This window comes from Fastidiosipila sp. (genome assembly GCA_012511175.1).
Lineage (GTDB): Bacteria > Bacillota > Clostridia > Saccharofermentanales > DTU023 > UBA4923.
The window spans coordinates 16,652-43,030 of record JAAZGO010000035.1 but is presented as its reverse complement, the minus strand read 5'-3'; the positions used below and the strand labels follow the sequence as shown (position 1 = coordinate 43,030).

The following is a 26,379-nucleotide window of genomic DNA, read 5'->3' as shown; positions in this document are numbered from 1 at the left end:
CAATAGCCGGGCGCCATTTCCCTCATGGAAAAACTCCCAAACCTGCGCATTAGGCGAGTTTGGGAGATAGTGGATGCCGTAAATGGATTGGGTGATTCAGCTCAAACTGTAAAAGTCAGGTTATAACGTATGCAAACTCAGCCAGCCGGCCCCGTACGCGGGCGGCAAAGATCAGTCGTCAGGTTCCAGCCTGGCGGTGAAATGGCGCAGAATTTTTTCCGCGCGGACAATCCGGTAGCCCCTGAGGGTATTTGCTTTTTCCATGACCCGCATCATGGAGGCGACGACGTAATCGAGGTGGGCCTGGGTGTAGGTCCTCCTGGGGATGCAAAAGCGGGCGAATTCCATGGCTGCCTCCGGTTGAAGGCCTGTGACGGGATCAGGATCCAGCATGAAGGACCCGACATCACAGCCACGAATTCCCGCTTCCCGGTACGCTTCGACACAAAGAGACTGGGCGGGGAAGCGGTCGTAGGAGATATGGGGCAGAAGCCTTCCGGCATCGACAAAAACCGCATGCCCGCCCGCTGGCCGCTGGCAGGGAATCCCCTCCTCAATGAAACGGTCGACCAGATAGCGGGTCTGGCCCGTATAGGAACGAAGAAAGGCCTCGTCAAGACCCTCTTCCAGACCCACCGCCAGTGCTTCCATGTCGCGGCCCGCCAGGCCTCCGTAGGACAAGAAGCCCTCACTGGGAACCACCTGGCGTCTTACGCCTTCGATCAGTTTTTCGTCCTCGCGCACGGCCACCAGTCCGCCCATGTTGACGATGCCATCTTTCTTGGCGGAGAAAGTGAAGGCGTCCGCATGGGCAAACATGAGGCGGACGATTTCGCGGATGGATCGGCTTGATTGACCTTCTTCGCGCTCTTTGATGAAAAAGGCGTTCTCGGCGAAGCGGGCCGCGTCAATGACGAGCGGTATCCCGTGCAGCCGGGCAATGGCTGCTGTTTCCTCCATGTTGGCCAGGGAAACGGGCTGGCCTCCGGCAGAATTGCAGGTCACAGTAATGACGATCATGCCCACCTGGCCGTGGCCGTATTGTTCAATCAACTCTTCAAGGTGTGCATTGTCCATGTTGCCCTTGAAGGGATAAAGGGAATCCGGATCAAGTGCCCGCGGATCGACGCAGTTGACCGGTTTGGCGCCGCACAGCATGACGTGTCCGGCAGTCGTATCAAAATGCATATTGGAGATGGAGATCTGTCCTTTTTTCAACAGGTTGGGAAAGAGGACTTTTTCCGCGGCCCGTCCCTGATGGACCGGCTGGAAGTATTTCCACCCAAAAAGCTCCTGGCAGACCTCCATCAGGCTGTAGTAACTGCGGGACCCCGCATAACTTTCATCCCCCATCATGATGGCCGCCCATTGGCGGTCTGACATGGCGCCTGTTCCGCTGTCGGTAAGCATGTCGATGTAGATTTCATCACTTTTGAGACCGAACAGGTTGAAGTGTGCCCGGCGGATCGCTTCTTCACGTTCTTTCCTGGTGGTCACTTTCAGCGGTTCGACCATCTTGATCCGATAAGGTTCCGGCATGTAAGTCGCCATCATTCGCTCCTGCTTTTCAAGTCTGTGTGCTCGAGGACAAAAGAAATGATGTCCTGGTCCACCTGGTCATGATTTGTCTCATTGACCAGCTCATGGCGCGCCCCCGGGTAGAGTTTGACTGTGACGTCCTGAAATCCCAGCGCTTTCAGCTGCCTGCCATAAGCGGGCGCCGCCTTGCCCATGGATCCCACCGGGTCATCACTCCCGCTTGCGATCAGCAGGGGTGTCCTTGTGTCCATCTTCTTCAGGTTCTTCTTTGAATAGAGGGTTCTAATGCCTTCAAACATGTCAAGGAAGGCACTGGCTGTGAACTTGAACCGGTTGCGTTCGTCAGCGCAGTAAAGGTCGACAATGGCTTGATCCCGTGTCAGCCAGTCGCAGGGGGTCCGGCTGGGCTTGAAATGTTTGTTGTTGCTGCCCAGCGACAGTTTGGTCAGGAACCTGCTTCGGTGACGCGGCCCCTTGACTGCCCTGATAATTCTGGCCAGGATCAGGCCTGTTGACAGAAGCCAGGCCGGCTGCATGCCTGTCCCCAGGATAATGGCACCGGAAAAACGGTCTTCCGGGTAGGTATGGAGGTATTGGCGCACCAGAAAGGATCCCATGGAATGCCCGAGAATAAACTGCGGAATGGATGGGTACCGCTCCCGCAGGAGATACTGCAGGGAGCGCATGTCTTCCACGACACAGCGGTTGCCGTTTTTTTCGGCAAAAAACCCCCAATCGTCTTTTGACTTAACCGACCCCCCGTGTCCCAGGTGATCGTTTCCAGCGACTAAAATGCCTTCGCCCGCCAGAACGCGGGCGAAACGGTCATAACGATCAATAAACTCCACCATGCCGTGCGCGATTTGCAGGACGGCCCTTGGAGGTCCGTCGGGTTCCCAGATCTGCACGTATAAGTGCGTACTGCCATCGGACGAATCGATGTATTCCGTTTTCCTTTCCATACTCACTCTCCTTGCTGACACGATGAGTCGAATTTTCAGTTTGATTGAGCTTCAGTATAGCAAACGGCTGGCCTGTCTGAACTTTGCGGCTTCCCGCAAAACGGCGACCACACCATCACGTCTTGCCGGCACCATAACCTGCCGCCTGAACTGCGGAGACCTTTCGAATCCCCGCAGGTAAAAAGCGAAATGCGATCGCATTTCCTTGACAGCAGTCGTCTCCCCCAGGGCTTCAACCGTCGCATCCAGGTGTTCGATCATGACAGCCAGCCATTGATCCGTGGATACTTCGGACGGCCCCTGTCGGAGGGCCCTGAAAATGAAGGGGTTGCCCCGGGCGGCCCGGCCGACCATAAAACCGTCGCAGGCCGTTTCCGACCGCATTTTTTCCAGATCGCCCGGCTGCCTGATGTCACCGTTTCCAAATACAGGGATGGATAGGGCCTGCTTCACCCGGCCGATGACTTCCCAGTCAGCCCTGCCCCGGTAATACTGATCAAGGGTTCTGGCGTGAACAGTCACTGCAGCCGCGCCGCCCTGTTCGATGGCCCTGGCAATTTCGACAGCATTGACGGCATCGGGAGAAATGCCTGACCGGATCTTGGCGGTTACCGGGCAACCCTCCCTCCCTGCGGTCCGGACGGCGGCCCTGATAATCCGCTCGACCTGCTGTCTGTCCCGCATCAATGCACAGCCTGCCCCCTCCTTCAGGACTTTGGGGGCAGGGCAGCCCATATTGATATCGATGAAAGAAACTGGCCGATAGAGCGGTTCTGACAGCACACGGTCGATGGCAAAGGCAAAATCCCCCGGATCCTGGCCAAAAAGCTGAATCCCCCAGGGCTTGTCCCCTCCGGTCGGCTGCAGATAGCGGGCCGACCGTTTCAGGCCGGGATCATGGCGGATTCCGCGAGCGGACACCAGCTCGGTTATGGTGAAGGAAGCCCCCAGCCGTGCGGCCAGGGTGCGAAAAGGTGCGGTGGAAAAACCCGCCATGGGGGCCAGGCCGAGCGGCAGGGCTTCAAAGATTGGCAAAAAGCCCTCCCTTTCGGCCGATAACCGATGAGGAAGGGCTTTATCCAGCTGTGGCATGGTCCCGTCTGATTCCTGCCTGAACGTCAGTTGGAAAGCAGGTGGACGAAAAGCCCCGACCTCAGTTTGGGTTCAAACCAGGTCGATTTTGGCGGCATGACCATTTCCGCGTCCGCAATGGCCAGCAGGTCATCCATGGTAGTCGGGCACATGGCAAAGGCTGCGGCCCAGCCAGCATCAACGCGGCGCTTCAGCTCGTCAAGCCCCCGGATGCCGCCAACGAAGTCAATTCGCATGGAGGTTCTGGGGTCGTCGATATCGAGCAGGGGCGTCAGAACATTGTCCTGCAAAATCGAAACATCGAGCCGGCGGACCGGATCCAGGCCCTCAAAAAGAGAGGGGGGAGCGGTCAGCTTGTACCAGCTGCCATCCAGATACATGCACATCTCCGCTTTCCGGTGAGGATGGAAAGCCTGGTTCACCCGCTCAACCTGGTAAATCCCGCCAATCCTTTCCAGGAACTCCGCGGGTGTCATGCCATTCAAGTCTTTGACCAGACGGTTGTAGTCCATGATGAAGAGATCCTGGTCCGGGAAGACAACGGCCATGAAATAATTGAATTCAGCATCAGCAGGCGCATCGGGATACTCTTCCCGCCTCTTCAGCGCTACATTGGCGGACACAGCCGAGCGGTGATGGCCATCGGCGATGTAAAGCGAGGGGATCCCGGCAAAAAGTGATTCCAACTGGGAAATAGTTTCAGGATCATCCAGAACCCAGAAAATGTGAGTGATCTGGTCTTCCGTCTTGAAATCGTAGACGGGTTCCGTGAATTTGATAAAGTCGGCGATCAGCCGGTCGATGGCCTCCTGCCACCTGTAAGTCAGGAAAACGGGCTCCGTATGGGCATCGCAGGTGTCGAAATGGCGTGTTCTGTCCACTTCTTTCTCCTTGCGGGTGAACTCGTGTTTCTTAATCTTGTTGGACAGGTATTCATCGACTGAAAAGGTCGCAACCAGACCTGTCTGGACGCGGCCCTTCATGATCTGCCGGTAGATGTAGAAGAAAGGCTGCTGATCCTGAACCAGGACGCCGTCCGCCATCATCCGGCGCAAACGCTGACATCCTTTTTCGTAGACCTGGTCCGCATAATCATCGACCGAATCGGGCAGGTCAATTTCTGCCCGCACTACGTGAAGAAAACTTAACTCATTGTTCCCTGCCATGGCTTTGGCTTCCGCCCGGTCCATGACATCATAAGGCAAGCTGGCGATCTGTTCAGCCAGACTGGGAAGGGGGCGTACGGCCCTGAAAGGTCTTACTACCGCCATTTACAGGATCTCCTTGACAATATCGACGATCACGTCGCCGATCCGTGCCTGGGCTTCAGCCGTCGCAGCGCCGATGTGCGGAGTCAGCGAAATTTTGTCGCACTGGAGCAGGCGCTGGTTGGTCAGAGGCTCCTCCCGGAAAACATCCAGGGCAGCCCCGCGCACCTTGCCCGCTTCGATGGCATCAACCAGGGCATCTTCGTCTACAATCCCGCCCCTGGCACAGTTGATGATGAAGACCCCGTCTTTCATCCGGTCGATTTCCTTTTTCCCGATCAGCGGGGCGCCGCCTTCAAAAGGAATGTGGATGGAAACATAATCTGACTCAGCCAGCACCTGATCGAATTTGACCTGGGGGCAGATGTCACACTCCAAATCCTGGATATCGGTGAACATGACCTCCATGCCAAGGGCCAGGCATTTGACAGCCAGTGAGTTGCCGATCCGGCCAAACCCGATGAGGCCCAATTTCTTGCCGGCGATCTCCGTCCCGGAGTATTCTTTTTTCAGCCACTTGCCCTGCCGCATGGTGACATTGGCCTCTCCGATGTGGCGGGCCATGGTCAACATGTGGCCAAGCGCCAACTCGGCTACGGCACTGCTCGAAGCGGCTGGCGTGTTGCGCACCTTGATGCCCCTGGATTCAGCATAGTCGACATTGATGTTGTCAAGTCCCACGCCGCCGCGGATGATCAGCTTCAGTTTGCCTGACGCTCCGGCATCGACCTGGGGATCGCGGATCTTGGTCGCACTTCTGACGATTACGCAATCCACTTCACCAAGTCTTTTCAGCAGATCCTCCCCCTCATATTTTTTTGTGTCGACTTCATGGCCGAGTTCGATCAGCTTAAGTTCAGCTTTTTTATCAATGCCATCATTGGCCAAAATCAATGCCATCTTTATGCCTCCAGTCCCAGAATTTCATCAATATTTGCCAGGAGCTCGCGCAAAGTCTCCTCCTGCAGTTCTCCCATGGTCGCGATCCGGAAGGTAGTGGCCTTGAAAGGCCCGTAACCGCTTCCGATCCGGAAACCACGTTCCAGCAAGGCACTGCTCAGATCGGCAAAGACAAAGGCATCTTCATTGTTGATGCAGGTCACGGTATTGGAGCGGAAGCCCTCTTTGGCAAAAAGCGAAAAGTGTTTTTCCGCCCAGGCCCTGACTATCTCCGCCAGCCTCTGGTGACGGTCAAAACGGTTGTCCAGACCCTCCTCAAGAATCCGGTCCAGTTGGTAATCAAGGGCAAACATGTGCGACAACGAGGGTGTGGAGGGATATTGGTAATCTTTTTTCACCCGCTTGTAAAGGCGGACCAGGTCAAGATAATAACCGCGTTTTTCAACCTGTTTGGCCGCTTCAATTGCCCTCTCCGACACGGAGCAGAGACTGAGCCCCGGAGGCAGCGCCAGGCACTTCTGTGTCGACGCGATGCAGACATCAATCCCCCATTTGTCGACCTCAATTTTGGCGCCTCCCAGGGAAGAGACCGCATCGACCAGGTAAAGGACACCGGGGTACTTCCGGATCACTTCGCCGATCTCCGCACAGGGGTTGACGATGCCAGAGCTGGTCTCATTGTGGGTTACGGTAACCACGTCGTAGTCACCCGTGCTCAAGGCCTGATCAACCATTTCAGGTGTCGTCGGCTGGCCCGGTTCGGACCGGAAGATATCGGCCGGCACCCCGTTTTGTTCAGCCAGATCATACCAGCGGTCACCAAAGGCCCCAACGGAGAAAACAGCCGCCTTCTTAAGCGTGCAGCTGCGGATGGAACCCTCCATCAGGCCGGTCCCCGACGAGGTGGACAAGAGGATGGTATTTTCTGTATACATGAGTTTTTGAAGTTTTTCAGATGCACTTTGCTGGAGCGCTGTCGCCTCTTTCGTGCGATGCCCGATCATGGGCGTAGCCATTTTCTCCAGTACCTCGGGCGTGACATCTGTTGGCCCCGGAATAAAAAGTTTTTTGTACATAAATCCTCCTCCTTAACGACAAAAGTATCCATATTGTGAAGAAGCCTGTCGCCGCTTCTTTCTTGCCGCAACCACTATACCACGTGAATGCCTCTTTGGCTTCCGCTCATTCCCAGGCGATGCTGCTGCCGTTTTCGCCCTTTTTTGCGACCAGTCTCCTGTCAACGGCCTGATGAAGCAGGGACAGATGTGAAATCAGGCCGATCATGCGATTATCCTCTGCCAGGCCCTGCAGGACTCCCATGGCTTCCTGAAGTGAATTTTCATCGAGGCTCCCAAACCCCTCATCAATGAAAAGCGAGTCAATCTCGACACCTCCCGCGTGAGCCATGACCACATCCGATAAACCCAGTGCCAGTGACAGCACCACCTGGAACTTTTCACCGCCCGACAAGGAAGAGGTAGACCTGATCTTTGCGTTCCACAAATCTTCAACCGAAAGATCGAGGCCGGTCCGCGATCGCCGGTCCTTCGCCTCTTCTGTTCTGCGCAGGATATAGCGCCCTCCCGTCATCTGCGAAAGCCTCATATTGGCGTGCCGGATTACCCGGGCAAAATACCAGGTCTGGACGTAGGTTTCAAAACTGATCTGATCCGCCTCCCGGTACTGGCCGGAGGCAAGATCAGAAAGATCCTTCAGGAGGCTCTCTTCTTCGGCCGCCTGAGCTGTCCGGGAAAATGACTGTTTGATGGCTTGGAGGGAAGTGCAGGCGATTTCGAACCGGGTTTTGGCGGAGCTCAAGTCATTCTCACGCTGCTTTTGCTCTGTCTCAAGTCTTTCAAGCAGATCTGACTCCTGCTGTTCATCACGCCTGGACAAACCCGCCGTTTCTTTTCGCAATCGTTCAAGGTCACTCTCATTTGCCAAACGCGCGGCCTTGCCTGCTTCAACTTCCTCCTGGAGCATGCGCCTGTCCCTGTCGTTCAGGAGCATCCTCTTATAGGCTTCTTCAGAGGGAATGGCAGCTTTTTCCAGGGCCTTGATCAGATTCTTTTCAAGTACTGCTTTCTCCTCTTCGAGAACCAGCAGCTGTGATTGAAGGGAAGATACCTGCGTTTGCGCCGCTGTCAGGGCTGACATGGTTTCCCGATCGCTTTGCAGCGCTTGGTCACTTTTCTTTTTCAGTCTTTCATACGAAGCGCGGCATTCTTTAAGTTTCTCCCTGACTGCAGCCCGGTCCAGGCCCAAAAGCCCCTCACGCAAGGAGGCTGCTTCACCCCGCAGGCGTGCTGCCTCTTCCCTGATTTGGGCGAGATTCTGTTCGCTTTCTTTTTTCTGTTGCTCCAGGTCTGCGAGAAGTTGGTGATCGGTCTTCCCTTTCGCTTTCAAATGATCACGGCGTTCCGCACGAGCCTTTTCGGCCCGATGACCAGCTTCCTGCACAGCTAGCTCCTTTCGCCCCTTGGCGTAAAAGTGCTCCAGCTCTTCTTCCAGCAGCCCTGCTTGCTTCACCGGGTCTGGCAGGCTTGGGATCTTCCTGTCCAGCAAGGATTCCATCTCTTTTTTGTGCAGCCGCAACGCCACATCAATCCGCTCGGTCAACCCCCGGATATCCCCGCTTCTGGCCTCCGCCAAAGACCTGCTCTTGTCGGCTTTCTCCGCAAGGCGGTCGACTTCCTCTTTCGACGGAGCGGTGAGCGAGACGGCTGCTTTTTGAGGATGATCGGTCGAACCGCACACCGGACAGGGCTTCCCCTCTTCCAGTTCAAGAGCCAGCAAGCCGGCCTGCTCCAGAAAAAGCTGTGCCGACGCCTCCCTGGCCCGGGCATCGTCGGCCTTCCACTCCGGGATCAATCTTTCAAGCACCTGTCTTTCACCTTGGAGCACCTCCAAATCCAGAAGTGTTTGTGAAAGACCGGCCCGGATTTCCATCGCCCGGGCCATGGCCTTTGATATTTTGTCAAGCTGCTGCTCGCTTTGCCCAAGCTTGCGGTCGACATCGGCTAGGTTTTCAAGCTCCCTCTCGTCCTGCCTGATTGCGGATAACAGGTCATGGTGCTGCCCGGAGAGCTGATCCAGCTCACTGGACGCCCTGCCGATCTTTTCATCGATTTTCTTTTGCGTCGATTCCAGAGACTGCAGCTTAAGGAGTGTTTTGTCTTCTTTTTCCAAGGCACCTATCTCTGCTGGAAGTGATTCCAGCCGGTGGCTGTTTTCCTTAGCTGCCTCGATGGCAAGGACTGCCGCGCTTCGTTCAGCTTCGGCCTTGTCAAGGTTGATTTTCGCTTCTGACAGTTGCCGGCCTGCAGAAAGGATCCGCGCTTCCGCGTCTTCCCTTTTGCCAAAGGGAACCAGGACCATACTGGAGGCCCGCCTGTCCTGCTCAAGTCTGGCAACTTTTTCGAGATACGACTTTTCTTCGGAAGCCAGTTGCTTCTCTGTGCGGAGGGCTGCTTCAAACTGATCGATCCGCTCATTGTCGCTTTGGAGTTTTGCCAGCGATTCCCGGGCTTTCCTTAGGCGGCTGCGTCCTGACTCCAGCTCTTCCTCCGACTGGTCTGCGCGCTCTTTCAACCCGGACACCAGACGATCCAGCCCGGCCATCAATTTCTCAACGGCCCACCGCTCCTCACCGGCAACAATGGCGTCACGCCGGTTTTTCAGTTCCTCTTCCCCTGGAGGAATGTCAAAGCGGGCAAGGTCCACAAAAAGCCGGTTGGTCAGAAGCTTGCTCTTATCTCTCGCTTCCTTGTAAAGGCTGCCCAGGCCTTCCTGCATCTCGCGGTAGGGAAGGGTGTCGAAAAGCTTGCGATAGATGGCGGCCCGTTCATTGCTGGACCTTTCGATCAGCTCGAAAAAGGCCCCTTGTGCAATCATAACGACCTGCCTGAACTGGTCTTTGTCAAGGCCGATTAGTTCTCTTATTTTTTGATCCGCCTGCGTCTTTGAGGTCAGCACTTGGCCGTCCGGCAGGCTGAGTTCGACTGCGGGAGCCTGCTCCGTTTCCCCCCTTCCCGATTTCTTGGGCCGCAGGTAGCGGGGGGAGCGCCGTATCCTGTATTCCTGCGAATGAAGACTGAAGACCAGCTCGACGAAAGTTTCAGTTTCCGGGGCCGCGAAGTCGGATCGCAGGGAATGATTGCCCCGGGACTCGCCGCTTGTATCGTCATAGAGCGCATACATGAGGGCGTCAAAGATAATGGTTTTGCCCGAACCCGTCTCGCCGGAAATCAGAAAGATTCCCTGGCTGACATCTTCAAAAGAAATACTCGTCTCCCTGGCGTAAGGTCCGAAAGCGCTCAGTGTCATCCGTACGGGTTTCATCTGCCTGCTCCAGCCCCTGATTCGATTTTTGCCGCCACCTGCTCAACCACCTGTTTTTGCAGGTCCGTCAGGGGATGACCCGTCTGGGCGATGACGAACTCAGCGAAAAGCTGGACCAGACTCATTGAACGGAAATCGTCCTCACTGATCAGGGCGTCCCTCATCTCATCACTGCCGTCCCGGTCAAACAGGAGCCGCATGACGTGAGGATAAACGGTTTTCAGCCGGTTCATGGGATCAGCCACGGCCCCTTGATCAGTCAGAGTCACTTCCAGATAATCGAAACGGGAGGGATCTTCCCTTTCTTCCAGCGCCTTCCCAAGCGCAAGCAGCTCTCCGATGGCCCCCCGGATCCGGCGCATGGCATGGCGTTTGGCCAGCGGGATCTGGCGGATAAGGGGTTCTTCTCCCGGGAGCAGATCCACTATGAGCGCACCCTTGGTTTGATTAACTTCCGAGAAAGAATAAGCCAGGGGTGAACCCGCGTAATGGAGAGGTCCGGGGCCAACCTGTTGTCTTCCGTGGAGATGCCCCAGGGCCACATAATCAAAACCCGAAAAAATTGACGCGTCGATTTCGTCTGCCAGCCCAACCTGAAGCACTTCAGAATCTGACCGCAGGGGCGCGATGCCACGCGCAGTCACAAATTGATGGGCTACCAGGACATGGCGGCCGGGGCCGCGGTCGGCAGTTGAGAGAACTGCCGCCACACCGTCAGCTGTTGTATCGAGCCGGCTGCCGGGGAAAAAGCGACGGACGTCGGCAAGGCGGATGAAAGGCATGAGATGGAATGTCACGGGTCCATGCTGGTCGGCCATGACGACCTTTTCCAGCTTTCCTGCAAATGGGCCCGCAACGTGGATCCCATGCGAGGCAAAAAAGGTATTGCCGAAAGACAGGCGGTCGCCGGAATCGTGGTTGCCCGCCACGATCATGACAGGTATCCCGGCCTGCGAGAGGCCGACCAGGAAAGATTCAAACAAGCCGATGGCTTCGATGGATGGAATCGCCTTGTCAAAAACATCACCCGCAATCAGCAGCAGATCGGGACTTTCTGTCCGGCACAGGGAGATGACTGACTCAAGCATGACCCGCTGATCGTCAATCAGCGGGAATTCGTACAGCCGCTTACCCAGATGAAGATCTGCCATGTGAACGAATTGCATGCTCAGCCTCCCAAAAATTCCCTCAGGCGGGGAAGTTCGCGTACCGCCTGCTCATGTCCCTCGATGTATTGGCTCAGAAGCTTTTCCCTGTCCCGGTCCATCAGGGTAAGATCGATCGCTTCCGGATAGAAGACGTAGGCCCTGCCTTCTTTTTCGAGTTTTTCGATGGCATCGAGCGTGCGGTTGTATCGGAGATGCCGGGTCGTCAGGGCCTCTTTTACAATGGGATGACGGTCCAGTATACGGTTCATTATTCGGTTGTGGGGGACGGGCTCGAGCCGGAAGCCCCGCTCGCGCGTCAGCGCAATGACAAAGCGGTCGTAGCCGTCTTCCATGGCAATATCCAGCGGGATTCCTACATGCAGTCCCCCGTCCAGATAGATCTTGCCGTCGACCTCTGTTTCCGGCATCAGGTAAGGCAGGGAAGAGGAAGCCCGGACGCGGAGGCTCAGCGCCTCGACGGTAGTCATGTCACTTCGATGCCAATAGACCATTCGTCCCTCGTAACGCAGAAAGGCGCCGATCGCACACTCGGCCTCATTCCTGGTGAAGGTTTCAAAATCGAAGGGGAGTGCCCCGTCCGCCCGGGGAGATTTCGAGTAAATGTAGTCGACGTTGAAGTAGCCGTCACCCTTGAGCCAGGAGCTGATGTCGCCAAAAGAAGGATCCTGTACGATGTCGGTGAATGAACGGCGGGCCCTCACCGGATCGCGTGAAAGGTAGTTGACCGCGTGGGAAGCGCCGGCGGATATTCCTGCGACATAGTTGAAATAGATGGCGTGCTCGAGCAGCATGGAGACAAACCCGGCGGTGTAACAGGCCCGCATGCCGCCACCCTCAAAAATGAGTGCCGTGTGAAAAACATTGCTCCGGATTGCATTACTCTCTTCCATACACTCCCTTGGCCCCTGCCAGAAGGGGCCGGAAAAAAGTTTTCTTTTCCCAGTCAAAGAAAAAACCATGGCGCTTGGCGGTATATGCCCTGAAAAGTTTAACAACTCTGAAAAAGGGCAGACCGAAGCCGAGCACATGGCGCCAGATCAGCCAAGCCCGGTCATAGGCCTGCTTCAGGGTCAACCGCTTTCCTGACGAGCTGACGACCCGAAGGCCTGCCAGCGCTTTGCCGGGACTGGTCGACAAGGATGACAAAAACAGTGGTTCGGTCAGGACCATAAGACCACAGGCGACAAGTTGGTCGATGCCAAAACGTGCCAGGCTGTGCGAAGAGGACTGAAGGAAAAATTTCTCTTCAAGCCAGTAACAGAGTGCCAGCCAGAGCAGAAAATCGACAAGCCGCGCAAATAACCGCCTCCACAAATATAAAAGGGCACCGCGATCGTCTTTTTCCTTCTTCACGATCCAGTGCCTTGACATGAGCCCGCCAAAACCCCTCTGCTTTCCTGCTACGAGTTTATCATAAAGACTGAAGTGCCCGGGCAGGCCTGGACCGGTCTGTTCTTGCCTGCCCTTATCGCCTGATCCGCCAGGGCCCGGTATGATAAAATACAGGCAATTGCCGGAGCATGGGTCTGTTTTTGTGTGCTCGCAACACGCTGATCACACCTGCCTTCCGGGAGATGGGAACGGTCATATGGAACGAACAGAATACTGCGGTTTATTTTCAGAGCGTGATGTGGGCCGGGAGGCAACCGCTTGCGGCTGGGTCGACACCAAGCGCGACATGGGCGGGGTGATTTTTGTCGATGTTTCTGACCGTGAGGGCGTGCTTCAGGCGGTCTTCAACCCTGAATACACGACAGCCAAGTCCTTTGAGCTTGCTGAGCAGGTCCGCAATCAGTCGGTCCTGCTCGTCAGGGGAGTCGTCCACCTGAGGGAAGAAGAAACCGTCAATCCAAAAATTGCCACGGGTACAGTCGAGCTTCGCGTGAGGGAAGCCCAGCTGCTTGCGCACTGTGACCCGCTCCCTTTTGATCCTTCAGATGCTGACCATGTCAGAGAGGAACTGCGCCTGGCTTACCGTTTTCTCGATCTGCGCAGGCCGCAGCTTCGTGACAACATCCGCTTCCGCCATCAGGTGACAGGAGCTATACGGCGTTTCATGGATCAGGAGGGCTTTGTTGATATCGAGACCCCCCTCCTGACTAAAAGCACACCGGAAGGCGCCCGGGATTACCTGGTTCCAAGCCGGGTTCACCCGGGCTCATTTTACGCGCTTCCCCAATCACCTCAGCTCTTCAAGCAGCTCCTGATGGTTTCAGGATTTGACCGCTACTACCAGATTGCCCGCTGTTTCAGAGACGAAGACCTGCGGGCTGACCGCCAGCCTGAATTTACCCAGCTGGACCTTGAGATGTCCTTCGTGGAGAAGGAAGACGTCATACTTTTGTTGGAATCCCTTTTCCGGCAAGTCATGAAGGAAGTGGTGGGTGCGGAGTTTCCCAAACCCTTCCCCCGGCTGAGCTGGGAGGAGGCCATGGACCGGTACGGTACGGACAAGCCGGATCTGCGCTTTGATCTTCCTATCGTCGACATCACAGAGATCGCCGGCCAGACTGGTTTTTCCGTCTTTTCCCAGGCTGTTGCAGAGGGAGGCGTCGTCCGCGCCATCACAGTTCCCGGGCAGGCTGACTTCTCACGTACAACCATTGAGGAACTGACCGGGCATGCCCTCGCCGAGGGAGCCGGTGGCATGGCCTGGATTGCCTGGCGTTCCTCGGGAGAGATCTATTCCATCCTGACCAAGTTTATTGACCCGGAGCAAATCGAGGAGATCCTGCGCCAGGTTTCAGCCTCGCCGGGTGACTTCGTCCTTTTCTCCGCTGGCCCGCTTGACCTTTCACGCCGCGTGACAGGCACATTAAGGCTCCGGCTGGCTGACCTTCTGGGCCTCCGGGAACCCGGCCGCTTTGCTTTCGCTTTCATCACCGACTTCCCCATGTTCGAGTTCTCTTCGGAGGAAGGCCGCTATCTGGCCCAGCATCATCCCTTCACCATGCCCTTCGCGGAGGACCTGGACTTTCTTTCAACGGACCCCGCCCGTGTCCGGTCCCAGGCCTACGATTTGGTCCTGAACGGGACAGAACTGGGCTCGGGCAGTATCAGGATCCACCGCAAAGATATCCAGACGCAGGTTTTCAAGACGCTGGGCCTGTCTGACAAAGATATTCAAGAGCGGTTCGGTTTCATGCTGAAGGCCTTCCAGTATGGGGCACCTCCCCACGGCGGATTTGCTTTTGGCCTCGACAGGCTGGTCATGATTCTGGCAGGCCGGCCTTCTTTGCGCGATGTGATTGCTTTTCCCAAAACAAAGGATGCTTCCGACCCCATGACAGAAGCCCCTTCCCCAGTCGATCCCCAACAACTGGTGGAATTGGGGATCCAGCTGGCCGGCGATGACAGCCCCGTTTCACGGGATCCTGCCCGGCCGGGCAGGCAAGAGCGGATCCGCGAGATTGACCTTAAAAAACTGGAAGCCCAGTCCCGGCTCCGGCTGACCGCGCCAGAGGAAGAAGAAACACGCCGCCAGCTTCGGGAGCTGATCGCACTGGCTGATGCGCTTGACTCAATTGATACCAGGGATGTGCCACCTCTCTACTCGCCGTCAGCTGCCCGCAATGTCCACCTGACGGAAGCAGATGACCGACCGCCTACCAGGGAGGAAATTTTCCAAAGTGCGCCGGCGGAGCAGGATGGTTTCTTTCTCGTACCCCCGGTGGTCGAGTGAGGGAGAGCAAATGGATTATCGAAAGATGGAATTGACACAAATAGCCGGGGCTTTGAGAAGCCGCGACTTTTCGGCCCGTGAGCTGGCTGAAGCCGTCTTCAGGACTATTGATCAGGGCGAAGACAGGATTGGCGCTTACATCACGCTGACCCGCGAATCTGCCTTAAAGCAGGCGGACCGGGTCGATCAGCTGATCGCCGGGGGACTTCAACTTCCTCCGCTCGCAGGTATTCCGGGCGCGCTTAAGGATAATATCGCGACACGCGGGATCCCGACAACCAATGCCTCCCGAATGATGAAAGATTTCATTCCCCCCTATGATGCCTTTGTCTGGCGGCTCCTGAGGCAGCAGGAAATGGTGCTTTTAGGGAAAACCAATATGGATGAGTTCGCCATGGGCCATTCGACCGAAAGCTCTGCTTTCCATCCGACACGCAATCCCTACGATCTGACACGTGTTCCCGGCGGGAGTTCCGGCGGTTCTGCGGCGGCGGTCGCCTCGGGCGAAGCCTGTTTCACCCTGGGCTCAGACACGGGCGGGTCCATCCGCCAGCCCGCTGCCCTCTGCGGCCTTGTCGGCCTCCGTCCGACCTATGGCCTGGTCTCAAGACGCGGTGTTACAGCCTTCGCCGCCTCGCTCGACCAGGTGGGCCCCATGACCAGGAGCGTGAGGGACAATGCCCTGGTCCTGGACGCCATTGCGGTCCGGGACAGAAAGGATGTTCACAGCCTTGACCGGCAGGGTGGTTCCTTCCTGGATGCCATCGGGGAGGTGCCCGCTCAGCTGACAATCGGCTGGCCGGAATCCTATTTTGCATCCGATGACCTGGACCCCCAAGTGCATGATCTTCTTGAGAAGGCGCTCCGCTTCTATGAAAGCCAGGGGCTTAGGATCATTCCGGTCGACCTGAAAACCCTTGATGCCTCCCTTGCCGCTTATTACATTCTTTCCAGTGCTGAAGGCTTTTCGGCCATGAACCGCTATGATGGCATCCACTTTGGCTATCGCAGCCAGGGTGAGGAAAACCTGGAGGATGTCTATACCAGGTCCCGTTCCGAGGCTCTGGGCCCTGAAGTTAAGCAACGCATCCTCCTGGGCTCCTTCACCCTCTCCGAAGACAACTACCGCGATTATTTTTATAAGGCAGCTCAGGCGCGTTCCCTCGTTATGGAGGAGTTCAAAAAGGTCTTTCAGACCTGCCAGGCCATCCTGACCCCGGTCACGGCAACGCCGGCATGGCCTTTGGGCAGCCTGCCTGAAGAGCTGGGAGGAAGCAAGTACAGCAATGACCGCTTCACTCTCCCCGCTTCCCTGACCGGTATGCCTGCTCTTTCCGTGCCCCTGGGCCTGACCGGACAGGGTCTGCCGGTTGGCATGCAACTCATGGGAAAACCTTTCTCGGAAAGCCTGCTTTACCAGCTGGCCGCTCTTTACGAAGATGCGCACGGCCTCATTCCCGCCGCGCCGGAGGTGACGCCATGAACTACGCGGATTACGAGTCTGTTATTGGCCTTGAAGTCCACATTGAGCTGAAGACAGAGCACAAGCTTTTTTGCAACTGTGCCACCACCTTCGGAGCGCCGCCCAATACTCAGGTCTGCCCCGTCTGCCTGGCCATGCCCGGTGCGCTTCCCGCCCTGAACCGGGAAGTGGTGGAGTTCGCCATCCGGGCCGGGCTGGCAACCCACTGCTCAATTGAACCCTGGTCGCGATTCGACCGGAAAAATTACTTTTACCCCGACCTGCCCAAGGCTTACCAGATCACCCAGAATGACTTCCCTCTCTGCACCGACGGCTACCTGGATATCTTGTCGGGGGATGAAAGCAAACGCATTCGTATTGCCCGCATCCATGTTGAGGAGGATGCCGGCAAACTGATCCATCTTGCCGGCCAGGGCACCCTGGTCGATTGCAACCGCTGCGGAGTTCCCCTGATCGAAATCGTCTCGGAACCCGATCTGCGGAGCGGCGATGAAGCCGTCGCCTACCTGCGCAAGCTTCGGGCCATGGCACGCTATACAGGCATCTCCGACGGCAAGATGAATGAGGGTTCACTCCGTTGCGACGTCAACCTGTCGGTCCGGAAAAAGGGTGACCAGACTCTGGGCACCCGGGTTGAACTGAAAAACTTGAACTCTTTCAACTTTGTGGCCCGGGCCATCGAGAGCGAATTCAAACGCCAGGTCGCACTGCTTGAAGAAGGCGGCACCATCACCCAGGAAACCCGACGTTTTGATGAAAAAACAGGTCAGACCTCCTCCATGCGGAAAAAAGAGGAAGCTGCCGATTACCGCTATTTCCCCGACCCGGACCTGGTTCCGGTCGAAGTCGGAGCAGCGGAAATCGAAAGAATCCGTGCCGTCATCCCCAGACTTGCGGACGAGCGAAAGGCGCAGTACATGGAAGATTACGGCCTGACAGCCTATGAAGCCGAACGGATGACTGACGACAAGGAGTTGTCTGACTTCTTCGAAAAAGCAGTTGCAGTCACTTCCAATCCAAAAACCCTGGTCAACCTGATCCTGGCGGATGTCGCGCCTCTTTACACCGAGGACACGACAGACGACCTGCTGAACCCCGTCAGTCTGGGAAAACTGGCAGACCTGCTGGCCAAGGGCGAGATCAACAGCAACACGGGCAGGCAAGTGCTCAAGGCTTTGATGGAAGAAGACTTCGATCCGGCTTCCTACATCGAGGAACACGAGCTGGCTCAGATCAACGACAAAGAAAAACTGCGGCCGGCAGTTGAGCGGTCGGTCGCTTCCAATGAGCGCGCGGTCAGGGATTTCCTCAAGGGAAAGGACAGCGCCATGCGTTCACTGATTGGCGGTGTCATGAAAGAAACGGGTGGCAGAGCCAATCCCATTTTGGCCGAATCCATGATCCGGGAAACGATTGGCAGTCTTTAAAGCGAACCTTCAGTAAATCAAGCGGTCAAGGATGGTCCCGTCAAAGGACCGGATGAGGGCGGCAGCAAGGCTGACCGCCTTTTCCACATCACCCAGCCTGGCCCAGCCGTAATGTGTATGGATGTAGCGGACCGGGATGCCGATGACAATGGTGGGAATCCCCGCCCCCTGCGTATGAATCAAGCCTCCGTTTGTCCCGCCGCCGCTTCTGACAGCTTCCTGGACCGGAATACCCTCTTCATCAGCAAGGGCCAGCGCGTAGCGCTGGAAACCGGGATGGGTGATCATGGACCGGTCGATGTGGCGGAGCATGGGGCCTTTGCCGAGTGCTGTCTGACTATGGCCGGCGGGCGCGAAGTTGTCATCAGCAGGTGTCCCTTCAAACACGATGGCCAGGTCGGCGCCGGTCCGGCGTGCAGTCACCATGGCCCCCCTGCCCCCGATCTCCTCCTGAACGGAAAAGGCAGCGGTGACATCCACCCCAAGTGCCTCACCCTGGAGTTCTTTCAGGGTTTCGGTCATGGCGGCGCATCCCAGACGGCAGTCAAAGGCTTTTCCCAGGAGCAGACCGCGCGCCTCGTCATGAACAAAGGTAACGTCAGGAACCACGGGGGCCGCCAGGCCGACACCGAATTCCTCCTCAGTTTCCTGCTTTGAACCGGCGCCGATGTCGAGTTCGATCTGCTCCATGGTGATCCCCTCTTTCCTTTCGGCTTCGGTCAGGTAATGAGGCGGTTTGCTGGAGGCAATAGCGGGAATCCATCGGCGTTCACGGGTCCGCACGCGGAAAAGATGTGCCGGAATATTGCCGGGCACCCAGCTTCCGAGTGGGAGCACACCCAGCATCCCGTTGGGTTTGATCGATTGGACAATCAGACCGACTTCATCAAGATGGGCATCAAGCTGGACGCGGACGCGGTCACCCGCATTTCCGTGGCGGTGAACGAAAACATTCTGCATGGTGTCGCGTATTACTTCACCCTGGTCGCCCGTGTATTGGATCACCAGATCCGCCGCCTCATGCTCAAATCCAGAAGGGCCCCTGGCCTCGGAATAGGCTTTCATCATCTCCAGAAACGTACGGCTAGCCATCATCAACCTCCTCAGATCCCGATAAAAGCAATTGATTGTCTTCATTTTATCCTCTTTCCCCCGGCTGTGCATGGAATCCCGACCCTGCCTGGGAAACCGCCTGACCTTTAATAAGTGAGCCGGGCCGGGTGCTGGAAGGTAAGAGCCTTGAGCGGCCGGCTTTTGCAATCTGCCGGATTTTTCGAACAAGGAGCATTTAGCAGAAAATTTTTGTCTATTATGAACAATCATTGTTACTGATTGCTTAATTATATTGACGTATGCACAGCACCCAATCAACCGATCTGACAAGGAACTGCCTCCTCGCCCCTGATGGATTCGGCTTTTTCACGCTTTCAAATGCAGCTGGACTGGTCTATTCTGGTACGCGGTCTAAATAAAACTCCCTCCTCGCGCAAATCCATTGTCGTTTTAACCTGCATACATTTGTGCGCAGCGCCGGGAATGAAAGAAAGACAAGAGAACTGTTATGAAAGATAAAATAAAAAGAAATGCGAAAACCGTGACCGGCCTGCTGATCCTGGCGATCGCTCTGACAATCCTGCCGGCCATCGGTCATAAAGAGGAATCCCAGGCGAACCCACTCGCAGAAGAATCCCTTGATGAGGAACCCCACATACGGCCGGAAGACGCTGAGGAACTGATCTTGTTTGAGGAATCGCCTCTCAGCCGCAGACAGACAAAAACCCCGGGCCTGATCCCGGAGATCAAGGCATTTCAGCATAAAAGCGAAATTCCCGCCAAACCGCCCAAACGCGAACTGATTGACAATCAACTGAGGAAACAGAACCTCCAAGTGGAAAAAGAAGCAGAGAATAAAGAGTCGGAAAGAGAAGAAGCGGAGAGTAAAGAAACGCAGAGCGGGGCAGACGCCGAAACACAGGCAGCAGCTGAAGAAGAGCCGCGGCCGCAAGCGACTCCCGATGCCGGCAGCCAGTTTCTAATCCAAATCGAAGAACCTGATCCCAACTACCAGGGCTGCACACTTCAGGTATCGGACCGTCAGACTTTGGAGGGGCTGGTTATGGGCGAATGGGGAAACGATTATCTTGGAGCCGTTCTGGTTGCGCAGTGCATCCGGGATTCCATGCTGAAAGAAGGAACCAACAGCACAGCGGTGATTAAGAGGAAATATGGTTACACCGCAGCCATCAAACGCAATGTTTCAAACACGGTCAAGCAGGCGGTTGCTTTTGTTTTTGATCAAGGCGGGAGCGGTGTCCAGCACCCCATCTATTACTTTTACGCCAGCAACCTTGCACGGGGGAAATGGCATGAAACGCAAAAATTCGTTGTTCAAAGAAAAGCCGTACGATTCTTCAGTCCACACCGATAGACTGGATTCTTACACCAATAAGGGGTTGCCGCAGGGCAGCCCCTTCTGATTTGAACACGAAAGAGGCGGATTGCGCTAGAATACGTCTAACACGGGTGTGCGGAGATTAAAGCAGCCGCTGCATCATGGAGGCCGAACATGCAAATCGTTATCGCCGGAGCCGGCAAATACGGGCACACCCTTGCAGGGGAGCTGGTGGCCGAGGGGCACGACGTCACCATCATTGAGAAAAATGAGGAGTGGTTCGAAGACATCATGGAGGAATTCGACCTCTCCGGTGTGATAGGCAATGCCGCAAGCTATGCCACCCAGCTGGAAGCAGGTGTTGGTGAATGCGACGCCTTTATGGCCATGACAGGCTCGGACGAAATCAATCTTATCTCCGCCATTCTGGCGCAAAGCCTGGGGGCGGGAAAGACCATCGCCCGCGTCTCCAATCCCGACTACAGCCCCCCCACGCCCGCTTTCAGGCAGAGCCTGGGCATTGACCTCCTGATCAACCCCAACCTGGAATCCGCCAAAGAGATTATGAGGATGCTGCGCTATCCATCTGCCATCAGCGTAGAAAGCTTTTTCCGCGGCAAGGTATATATCGTCGCTGTCCGGGTTCCCGGGGACAGCATCCTTGCGGGGATGAAGCTTCTGGATTTCAAGCGCCAGTGCGGCGAAGACTTGATGGTCTGCGTAATCCGGCGTGACGGCGAGGTTTTTGTCCCGGACGGCAAGAGTGTGATCCATGCCGGCGATACCATTCATGTAACCGGAGAAGTTGACACCCTTCAAAACTTCTATGCCCACACCAACACCATGGCGCCCCGGATCAGGAATGTTCTGATCACGGGAGGCGGGGCCATCGCCTACTGGCTCCTGGGCCTGATGAACAAACAGAAGTATGCCGTCAAGCTGATTGAACGCGACCGCGGCATTGCTGAGTTCGTCTTCCAGCACTACCCCTGGGTGGATGTCATCCGCGCTGACGGAACCGACCAGCGGGTTCTGGAAGAATGCAACATCCAGCACTACGACGCTTTCATTTCATTGACGGGCATCGACGAAGAGAACGTCCTGGCCTCCTGGGTCGCCTCTCATAATGGCGTACAGAAAACCATCACAAAAATCAACCGGACCCGCCTGCTCAATATTTTAGGTGAATCGGATTTACAAAATGTCCTCACCCCTCATCACATTGTTTCTGACGAAATCGTCCGGACCATCCGGGCGCTGGACAATTCACAGGGATCTTCCGTCGAAGCGCTTTACCGCTTCGAGGAAGGCCGGGTTGAAGCTCTGGAGTTCGTCGCCAATCCCAGAAGCAAGGTGATCGGCAAAACCCTGCTGGAACTCGATATCCGACCGCAGCTGCGCCTTGCCTGCATCGCCCGCGGTCAGGAAATCCTCTTTCCCGGCGGCGGTGACCAAATCCTGGCGGGTGACCGTGTCATTGTCGTCGCCACCGGAACAAGACTTACCGACCTTGACGATATCCTGGGAGGCTGAGATTGAATTTCAATTCAGTTCGCTATGTTCAGGGGCGGATTTTCCAGATCTGCTCTCTCCTGCTCCTCCTGCCCTTGGTCGTCGCCCTGGTCTTCGGCGAAATCAAGCCGGCTCTCCAAAGTTTTGGCTTGGTCGCCGTCGGTTTCTTCGGCCTCGGCACCCTGATGACCCTGAAACGGCCGGAAAGAATCAGGCTTCGCGCCAGCGAAGGCATGGTAATCACCTTTCTGACCTGGTTGTCAGCTTCATTGGCGGGCGCCCTGGCCTTCATGCTGGCGGGAGAAATTCCCCGCTTTGTCAACGCTTTTTTTGAAACTGTTTCAGGCTTCACAACCACCGGTTCATCCATTCTCCAGGATGTGGAGTCCATGTCACATTACTGCCTCTTCTGGCGCAGTTTCACCCACTTTATCGGCGGCATGGGCGTGCTGGTCTTCGCCTTTGTGATCAATGCCGATTCGCCCGCCGATTCTGTCAACATCATGAAAGCGGAAATGCCCGGCCCTTATTTCGGGAAACTTGTGTCAAGAATCCGGAAAACGGCCATGATCCTCTACGCCATCTACTTCGTCATGACCCTGATCACTTTTGTCCTGCTTTGTTTGGGCGGCATGCCGGTCTTTGACGCCATCATCCACGCCTTCGGTGCCGCGGGGACGGGCGGATTCTCCAATAAGAGCGCCAGCATTGGCTTTTACCAGAGCTCATTCATCAACTGGGTGCTGACAGCGGCCATGATCCTCTTCGGCGTCAATTTCCAGGTCTATTTCCTGAGCCTGCGCAAGGGGCTGCGTCAGGTACTTCGAAGCGAGGAGCTGCGCTGGTACCTTGGCATTTATCTGACCGTCTCCCTGCTGGTTACCCTGGGTATTCTCCGACAATCCCCGACCGCCGGGCAAGCGTTTGAGCATTCTTTCTTTACCGTGAGTTCCATCATGAGTACGACCGGTTACGCCACCCAGGATTTCACCCTCTGGCCGCTCGTCAGCCAGGTCCTTCTTTTGCTGGTCATGATGATCGGCGCTTCCGCTGGCTCGACCGGGGGAGGCTTGAAGGTATCCCGCTTCATTGTCTATCTAAAGTCAGCCCGCGAGCAGATTTTCCGGTCGCGCGACCAGAGGCAGGTCATGTCCGTGCGTATTGATGGCCAGATCCTTCCGGAAAGTGATAAGCAGCCTGTCCTTCGCTACCTTTCTATTTACCTCATTTTCCTGGCCCTCGGTACCCTCCTCTTGTCCCTGGAGAGCCCCGATCTGATGACTGCTTTTTCTGCTGCAGCCACAGCCGTCAACAATGTCGGCCCCGGCTTGTCCAGCATCGGGCCGACTTCCAATTTCTCCGCTTTCAGCGACTTCACAAAAATGGTCCTGAGCTTTCTTATGCTGGCCGGACGTCTTGAGTTCCTCCCCTTCCTGCTCTTCGTTTCGCCAAAAACCTGGCGCAGAACTTCGTAGACATCCCGCCTGCCCCTTTTTCATCTCTTCTCAAAACTACAGCTTTCCCTTTTTGTAGAGCACCCGTGAAATAGCCAGGGTGATCAGGGCCCCTACCGGAACCAGGACACTCACCGCATCCGCCAGGCCGGGCTGCACGATGAACAGGGCAAGCATGAACAGCATGGGGCCGATGGCAATCTTCCAGTTCCTGGAGATGAAGACAACCGCAAGTCCTCCAAACAGGGCCGGCAGGATATTATCAAAGGCTGGCTTGAACACCGGGGATTCCAGGATGGGCGCCAGGCTGCTCAGGAGGATCATGCCGAGAAAAAGAATCACCGTGGTTACCATGGAGGAGATGCCGATCGCCAGGGTTGAGACCACCTCACCTTCCGGCGTGCCGGGATCCGCTTTTGCCACCTTCATGGCATTGATGGCGCAGGGAGCTTTCAGGTTGGTGATATTTCCAGTAACAAAACCCAGGTAGGAGCCCCCGGATCCCAGCATGGGTCCGTAAGTGAAGGCTTCGATGATGCCGATGGTGTAAAAGATGGGAACAACGCCGAGCAAACCCTTGCCCAGGGCCCCAAGATAGGGCCAGGCCTTGAAGTAAAGGCTCATCAGGAGCGGATAGGCGATGAACATGATAATGGCCAGGATACCTGACAGGCGGCCCCAGCGATGAATTTTCCTTTCGTACAGGCTCATGGTCAACCTCCGATCCAAAAAGTGAGCGGAATGGAAAAGGCCATGGCACCCATCATGCTGAAGGGCATGGCATAATTTTCAAGCCAGGCGATCTTCTTCTTTTTGACGAGAAAGCCGAAAATCAGCATCAGGACGGATGAGAAAATCATGACAAAAACAGGAATCCACCCGGCCAGGCCAAGACGGATTTTTGAAAAAATCATGCCGAGAAAAGCGGAAACCATTCCAATGAAAAGTGAATCCATCAAAAGCGCGCCCCACTTCTCATCCTTTGACTTGATGGTCATCAAGCCTTTTTCAATCCGTTTGAGAAAGAAAGTGATGACGACGATTCCTGAAAGAATCCCCAGGGTCATCACCCAGGCAATGGTTGAGTAAGCCCGGGCATCCACGATGGCATCCGTTATGGAAATACCCAGGGCGGACGCTGCGGCAGAAGCGGCGGGCAGCTCATAGGTGATGGCTCCCAAAACACTGAGGCGGAGCCAGGGCAAGGGAAGGCCCAGATACTGGGACAGGGCGATGACCCCGATCAGGATGGCTACCGCAGGCGCCAGGGTAAAGATGGCTGAACCCCGCATGATTGCACGGAGAAGCGACTTTTCCATCCCCATCTCACGGGCGCGCCTGTAAGCCTGGATGGTAAAAAAGACTGACTGCCCCAGCACGTACAAAATGACAAGCGATGCCAAGGCGTACAGAACCGGGTGGTTGACATGGAACATAAACACCTCCCCTTTCCATTGCCCAGAAGGGCGGGCTGATGTTAGCATTTTAACAGAGCAGGCCTTTTGCCGCGGCTGGTGCCCGGATATGGATGGGCAAACTGGAAAGAGGAGGTGTGGCGCGTACCCATGTTCAATTTTTTAAAAAGAAGAGCCAAAGACGCCTCCCTGCGCGACCGAAACCGGCCAGCCCCTGATGAGCCGGTCTACCTGATCTCAGCCCCTATGATCTGGAGCGCGCATGTTGAATCCTACCTGGAGGAGCGGGAGATTCCTTACTTGAAGCGTGGCAGAAAAGGCGCTGCCCTGGCCATCGAACTGGGGGCTGGCAGTGGAATCTACGATTACTTTATCCCACAGGATGCCGTCGGGAGAGCTGTAGAAGAAATCGATTCGCTAAAGGAATTGATCGGTTTTCCACAAGCCTGAATGTGGGAAATAGCGTCTATCAGCCTGCCAGGCTGCGAAGCAGCGCAATTTCCCTGGCATAGCCATCGACTTCATTGGGCGTCTCGAGAATAAAGGGCAGCCCCTGCAATAAGGGGTGGCGGATTATCCGCACGACAGCCTCCAGCCCCATTGTACCTTCCCCGATCTTGGCATGCCGGTCTTTTCCGCTTCCGGCTTCATTTTTGCTGTCATTTAAATGAAAGGCCTGAAGCCGGTCCAGGCCGACAAGCCGGTCGAATTCCGACAGCAGCTGGTCGAGGCCCCCCGCCACATCATAACCCGCGTCATACATATGGCAGCTGTCCATGCAGACGCCCATCTTGTCCTTATGGACGACCCCGTCGATGATACCGGCCAGGTCGCCGAAAGCGGAGCCGATTTCGCTGCCCTTGCCGGCCATGGTCTCAAGAAGCACCGGCGTCTTGATGTCTCCGGTCAGCACCTGATTCAGTGCGTCGGCAATCATGGCCATTCCCCGATCCCTGCCTTGGCCGACATGGCTGCCCGGGTGGAGGTTATAGACGACATGGTCAATGTGCTGGAGCCGTTCAAGGTCTTCACGAAGGACATCGCGTCCGAATTCACGAACGGATGCCTTGTCGGAGCAAAGGTTCATGGTGTAGGGCGCGTGGGCTACGATGGTTCCGATTCCATTCTTTCTGGCAAAACGGTTATAGGCCTCGATATCGTCCAGATCCAGGGCGCGCGCTTTTCCGCCTCTGGGGTTTCGGGTAAAGAATTGGAAGGTGTTGGCGCCAATTGAAAGGGCGGTCCTGGCCATGGCCAGATAGCCCGCCGATGCCGACAGATGGCAACCCAGATAAAGCATCGCCCGGAACTCCTGTAACGGGTTAATCTGTGATGATCAGAATGTCGCCCGGCATGGCCATGCGGAGGTAATCACGCGCGATGCGTTCGATGTATTGATTGGATTCAGCAATTTCGTCCAGGCTCTTCAAGGACTCGTACCTTTCATAAAGGCGGTCACGTTCGCGCTCCAATTTGCGCCTCTCCGCCGTCAGGCGCTCAAATTCACTTTGCTGGCTAAAATAGGCGGAAACGCAGAGTGTCAGAATAACGATCGCAGCCACGCCGGCAAAGAAACGCGCTAAAAAAGACAGGGACGATTGCCTGCGCTCAACTCTGCGGTTTTCAGCATAACTCAATCGCATGGAGTGCTCCTGTCGACCTGACATCCTGTTGATAGTAAATCAATGGTAGAGCAGTTTGTTCGGTTTTGCAATGTTCTGAAATGGCCCGATATGACAATTG

22 protein-coding genes are annotated in these 26,379 nt (G+C 55.9%); 7 read left to right on the top strand and 15 right to left on the bottom strand.

Translation table 11 applies throughout. From position 1 onward, the window contains the following. Nucleotides 1–171: 171 nt before the first annotated feature. The 10 genes from GX839_07615 to GX839_07570 form a co-directional block, all read right to left on the bottom strand. Nucleotides 172–1,551: a tryptophanase gene (locus GX839_07615; protein ID NLB05319.1), complete on the bottom strand. Its 1,380-nt coding sequence runs from the start codon at nucleotides 1,549–1,551 to the stop codon at nucleotides 172–174. After that, entirely contained in the window at nucleotides 1,551–2,501 is a 951-nt protein-coding gene (locus GX839_07610; GenBank protein NLB05318.1) for an alpha/beta hydrolase, read from the bottom strand. Before GX839_07610 ends, GX839_07615 begins: the two co-directional genes overlap by 1 nt. A gap of 51 nt (nucleotides 2,502–2,552) precedes the next feature. Next, nucleotides 2,553–3,536 (bottom strand): tRNA dihydrouridine synthase DusB, encoded by a 984-nt coding sequence (locus GX839_07605; GenBank protein ID NLB05317.1) that lies wholly within the window; start codon nucleotides 3,534–3,536, stop codon nucleotides 2,553–2,555. Nucleotides 3,537–3,619: 83 nt separating this feature from the next. Then, nucleotides 3,620–4,864, bottom strand: a complete 1,245-nt coding sequence (locus tag GX839_07600) for a DUF1015 domain-containing protein (GenBank protein ID NLB05316.1) — start codon at nucleotides 4,862–4,864, stop codon at nucleotides 3,620–3,622. Next, nucleotides 4,865–5,761, bottom strand: a complete 897-nt coding sequence (locus tag GX839_07595) for a 3-phosphoglycerate dehydrogenase (protein NLB05315.1) — start codon at nucleotides 5,759–5,761, stop codon at nucleotides 4,865–4,867. Between the two features lie 2 nt (nucleotides 5,762–5,763). Continuing rightward, the gene (locus tag GX839_07590; protein ID NLB05314.1) at nucleotides 5,764–6,837 is read right to left on the bottom strand and encodes an alanine--glyoxylate aminotransferase family protein; all 1,074 of its coding nucleotides are present in this window, start codon (nucleotides 6,835–6,837) and stop codon (nucleotides 5,764–5,766) included. Nucleotides 6,838–6,943: 106 nt separating this feature from the next. Further along, nucleotides 6,944–10,102, bottom strand: coding sequence for an SMC family ATPase (locus GX839_07585; protein ID NLB05313.1), 3,159 nt, complete (start codon nucleotides 10,100–10,102; stop codon nucleotides 6,944–6,946). Continuing rightward, a complete protein-coding gene (locus GX839_07580; GenBank protein NLB05312.1) occupies nucleotides 10,099–11,268 on the bottom strand; it encodes an exonuclease SbcCD subunit D in 1,170 nt (389 codons plus the stop codon). Before GX839_07580 ends, GX839_07585 begins: the two co-directional genes overlap by 4 nt. A gap of 2 nt (nucleotides 11,269–11,270) precedes the next feature. After that, a complete protein-coding gene (locus GX839_07575; protein ID NLB05311.1) occupies nucleotides 11,271–12,161 on the bottom strand; it encodes a patatin family protein in 891 nt (296 codons plus the stop codon). Beyond that, nucleotides 12,148–12,624, bottom strand: coding sequence for an RDD family protein (locus GX839_07570; GenBank protein NLB05310.1), 477 nt, complete (start codon nucleotides 12,622–12,624; stop codon nucleotides 12,148–12,150). Before GX839_07570 ends, GX839_07575 begins: the two co-directional genes overlap by 14 nt. A gap of 235 nt (nucleotides 12,625–12,859) precedes the next feature. Between GX839_07570 and aspS the strand changes: the two genes are divergently transcribed. From aspS to gatB, 3 genes are read left to right on the top strand one after another with little or no spacing between them, the layout of a single operon-like run. Next, the gene (aspS, locus tag GX839_07565) at nucleotides 12,860–14,953 is read left to right on the top strand and encodes an aspartate--tRNA ligase (protein ID NLB05309.1); all 2,094 of its coding nucleotides are present in this window, start codon (nucleotides 12,860–12,862) and stop codon (nucleotides 14,951–14,953) included. Nucleotides 14,954–14,963: 10 nt separating this feature from the next. Beyond that, nucleotides 14,964–16,436 (top strand): Asp-tRNA(Asn)/Glu-tRNA(Gln) amidotransferase subunit GatA, encoded by a 1,473-nt coding sequence (gene gatA / locus GX839_07560; protein NLB05308.1) that lies wholly within the window; start codon nucleotides 14,964–14,966, stop codon nucleotides 16,434–16,436. Further along, nucleotides 16,433–17,863, top strand: a complete 1,431-nt coding sequence (gatB, locus tag GX839_07555) for an Asp-tRNA(Asn)/Glu-tRNA(Gln) amidotransferase subunit GatB (protein ID NLB05307.1) — start codon at nucleotides 16,433–16,435, stop codon at nucleotides 17,861–17,863. Before gatA ends, gatB begins: the two co-directional genes overlap by 4 nt. Before the next feature lie 9 nt (nucleotides 17,864–17,872). On the opposite strand, the gene GX839_07550 is transcribed toward gatB, so the two are convergent. Beyond that, complete coding sequence (locus GX839_07550; GenBank protein ID NLB05306.1) at nucleotides 17,873–18,955, bottom strand: M42 family metallopeptidase; 1,083 nt, start codon at nucleotides 18,953–18,955, stop codon at nucleotides 17,873–17,875. A 469-nt stretch (nucleotides 18,956–19,424) separates the two neighbouring features. On the opposite strand from GX839_07550, the gene GX839_07545 reads away from it, so the two are divergent. The 3 genes from GX839_07545 (at nucleotide 19,425) to GX839_07535 (ending at nucleotide 23,242) form a co-directional block, all read left to right on the top strand. After that, nucleotides 19,425–20,291, top strand: a complete 867-nt coding sequence (locus GX839_07545) for a hypothetical protein (protein ID NLB05305.1) — start codon at nucleotides 19,425–19,427, stop codon at nucleotides 20,289–20,291. Nucleotides 20,292–20,429: 138 nt separating this feature from the next. Next, on the top strand, nucleotides 20,430–21,788 hold the full coding sequence (gene trkA, locus GX839_07540) for a Trk system potassium transporter TrkA (GenBank protein ID NLB05304.1): 1,359 nt from the start codon (nucleotides 20,430–20,432) through the stop codon (nucleotides 21,786–21,788). Between the two features lie 2 nt (nucleotides 21,789–21,790). Continuing rightward, entirely contained in the window at nucleotides 21,791–23,242 is a 1,452-nt protein-coding gene (locus GX839_07535; protein ID NLB05303.1) for a TrkH family potassium uptake protein, read from the top strand. Between the two features lie 36 nt (nucleotides 23,243–23,278). On the opposite strand, the gene GX839_07530 is transcribed toward GX839_07535, so the two are convergent. Continuing rightward, nucleotides 23,279–23,932 carry a hypothetical protein gene (locus tag GX839_07530; protein NLB05302.1) on the bottom strand — a complete coding sequence of 218 codons (654 nt, stop codon included), beginning with the start codon at nucleotides 23,930–23,932 and terminating at the stop codon, nucleotides 23,279–23,281. Between the two features lie 2 nt (nucleotides 23,933–23,934). Next, nucleotides 23,935–24,657 (bottom strand): DUF5058 family protein, encoded by a 723-nt coding sequence (locus tag GX839_07525; protein NLB05301.1) that lies wholly within the window; start codon nucleotides 24,655–24,657, stop codon nucleotides 23,935–23,937. Between the two features lie 129 nt (nucleotides 24,658–24,786). Here GX839_07525 and GX839_07520 point away from each other — a divergent pair, with 129 nt between their 5' ends. Further along, a complete protein-coding gene (locus GX839_07520) occupies nucleotides 24,787–25,086 on the top strand; it encodes a hypothetical protein (GenBank protein NLB05300.1) in 300 nt (99 codons plus the stop codon). A 19-nt stretch (nucleotides 25,087–25,105) separates the two neighbouring features. Here the strand turns inward: GX839_07520 and GX839_07515 are convergent, their stop codons facing one another. After that, nucleotides 25,106–25,936 carry a deoxyribonuclease IV gene (locus GX839_07515; GenBank protein NLB05299.1) on the bottom strand — a complete coding sequence of 277 codons (831 nt, stop codon included), beginning with the start codon at nucleotides 25,934–25,936 and terminating at the stop codon, nucleotides 25,106–25,108. A 22-nt stretch (nucleotides 25,937–25,958) separates the two neighbouring features. After that, complete coding sequence (locus tag GX839_07510) at nucleotides 25,959–26,279, bottom strand: hypothetical protein (GenBank protein NLB05298.1); 321 nt, start codon at nucleotides 26,277–26,279, stop codon at nucleotides 25,959–25,961. Nucleotides 26,280–26,379 lie beyond the last annotated feature (100 nt).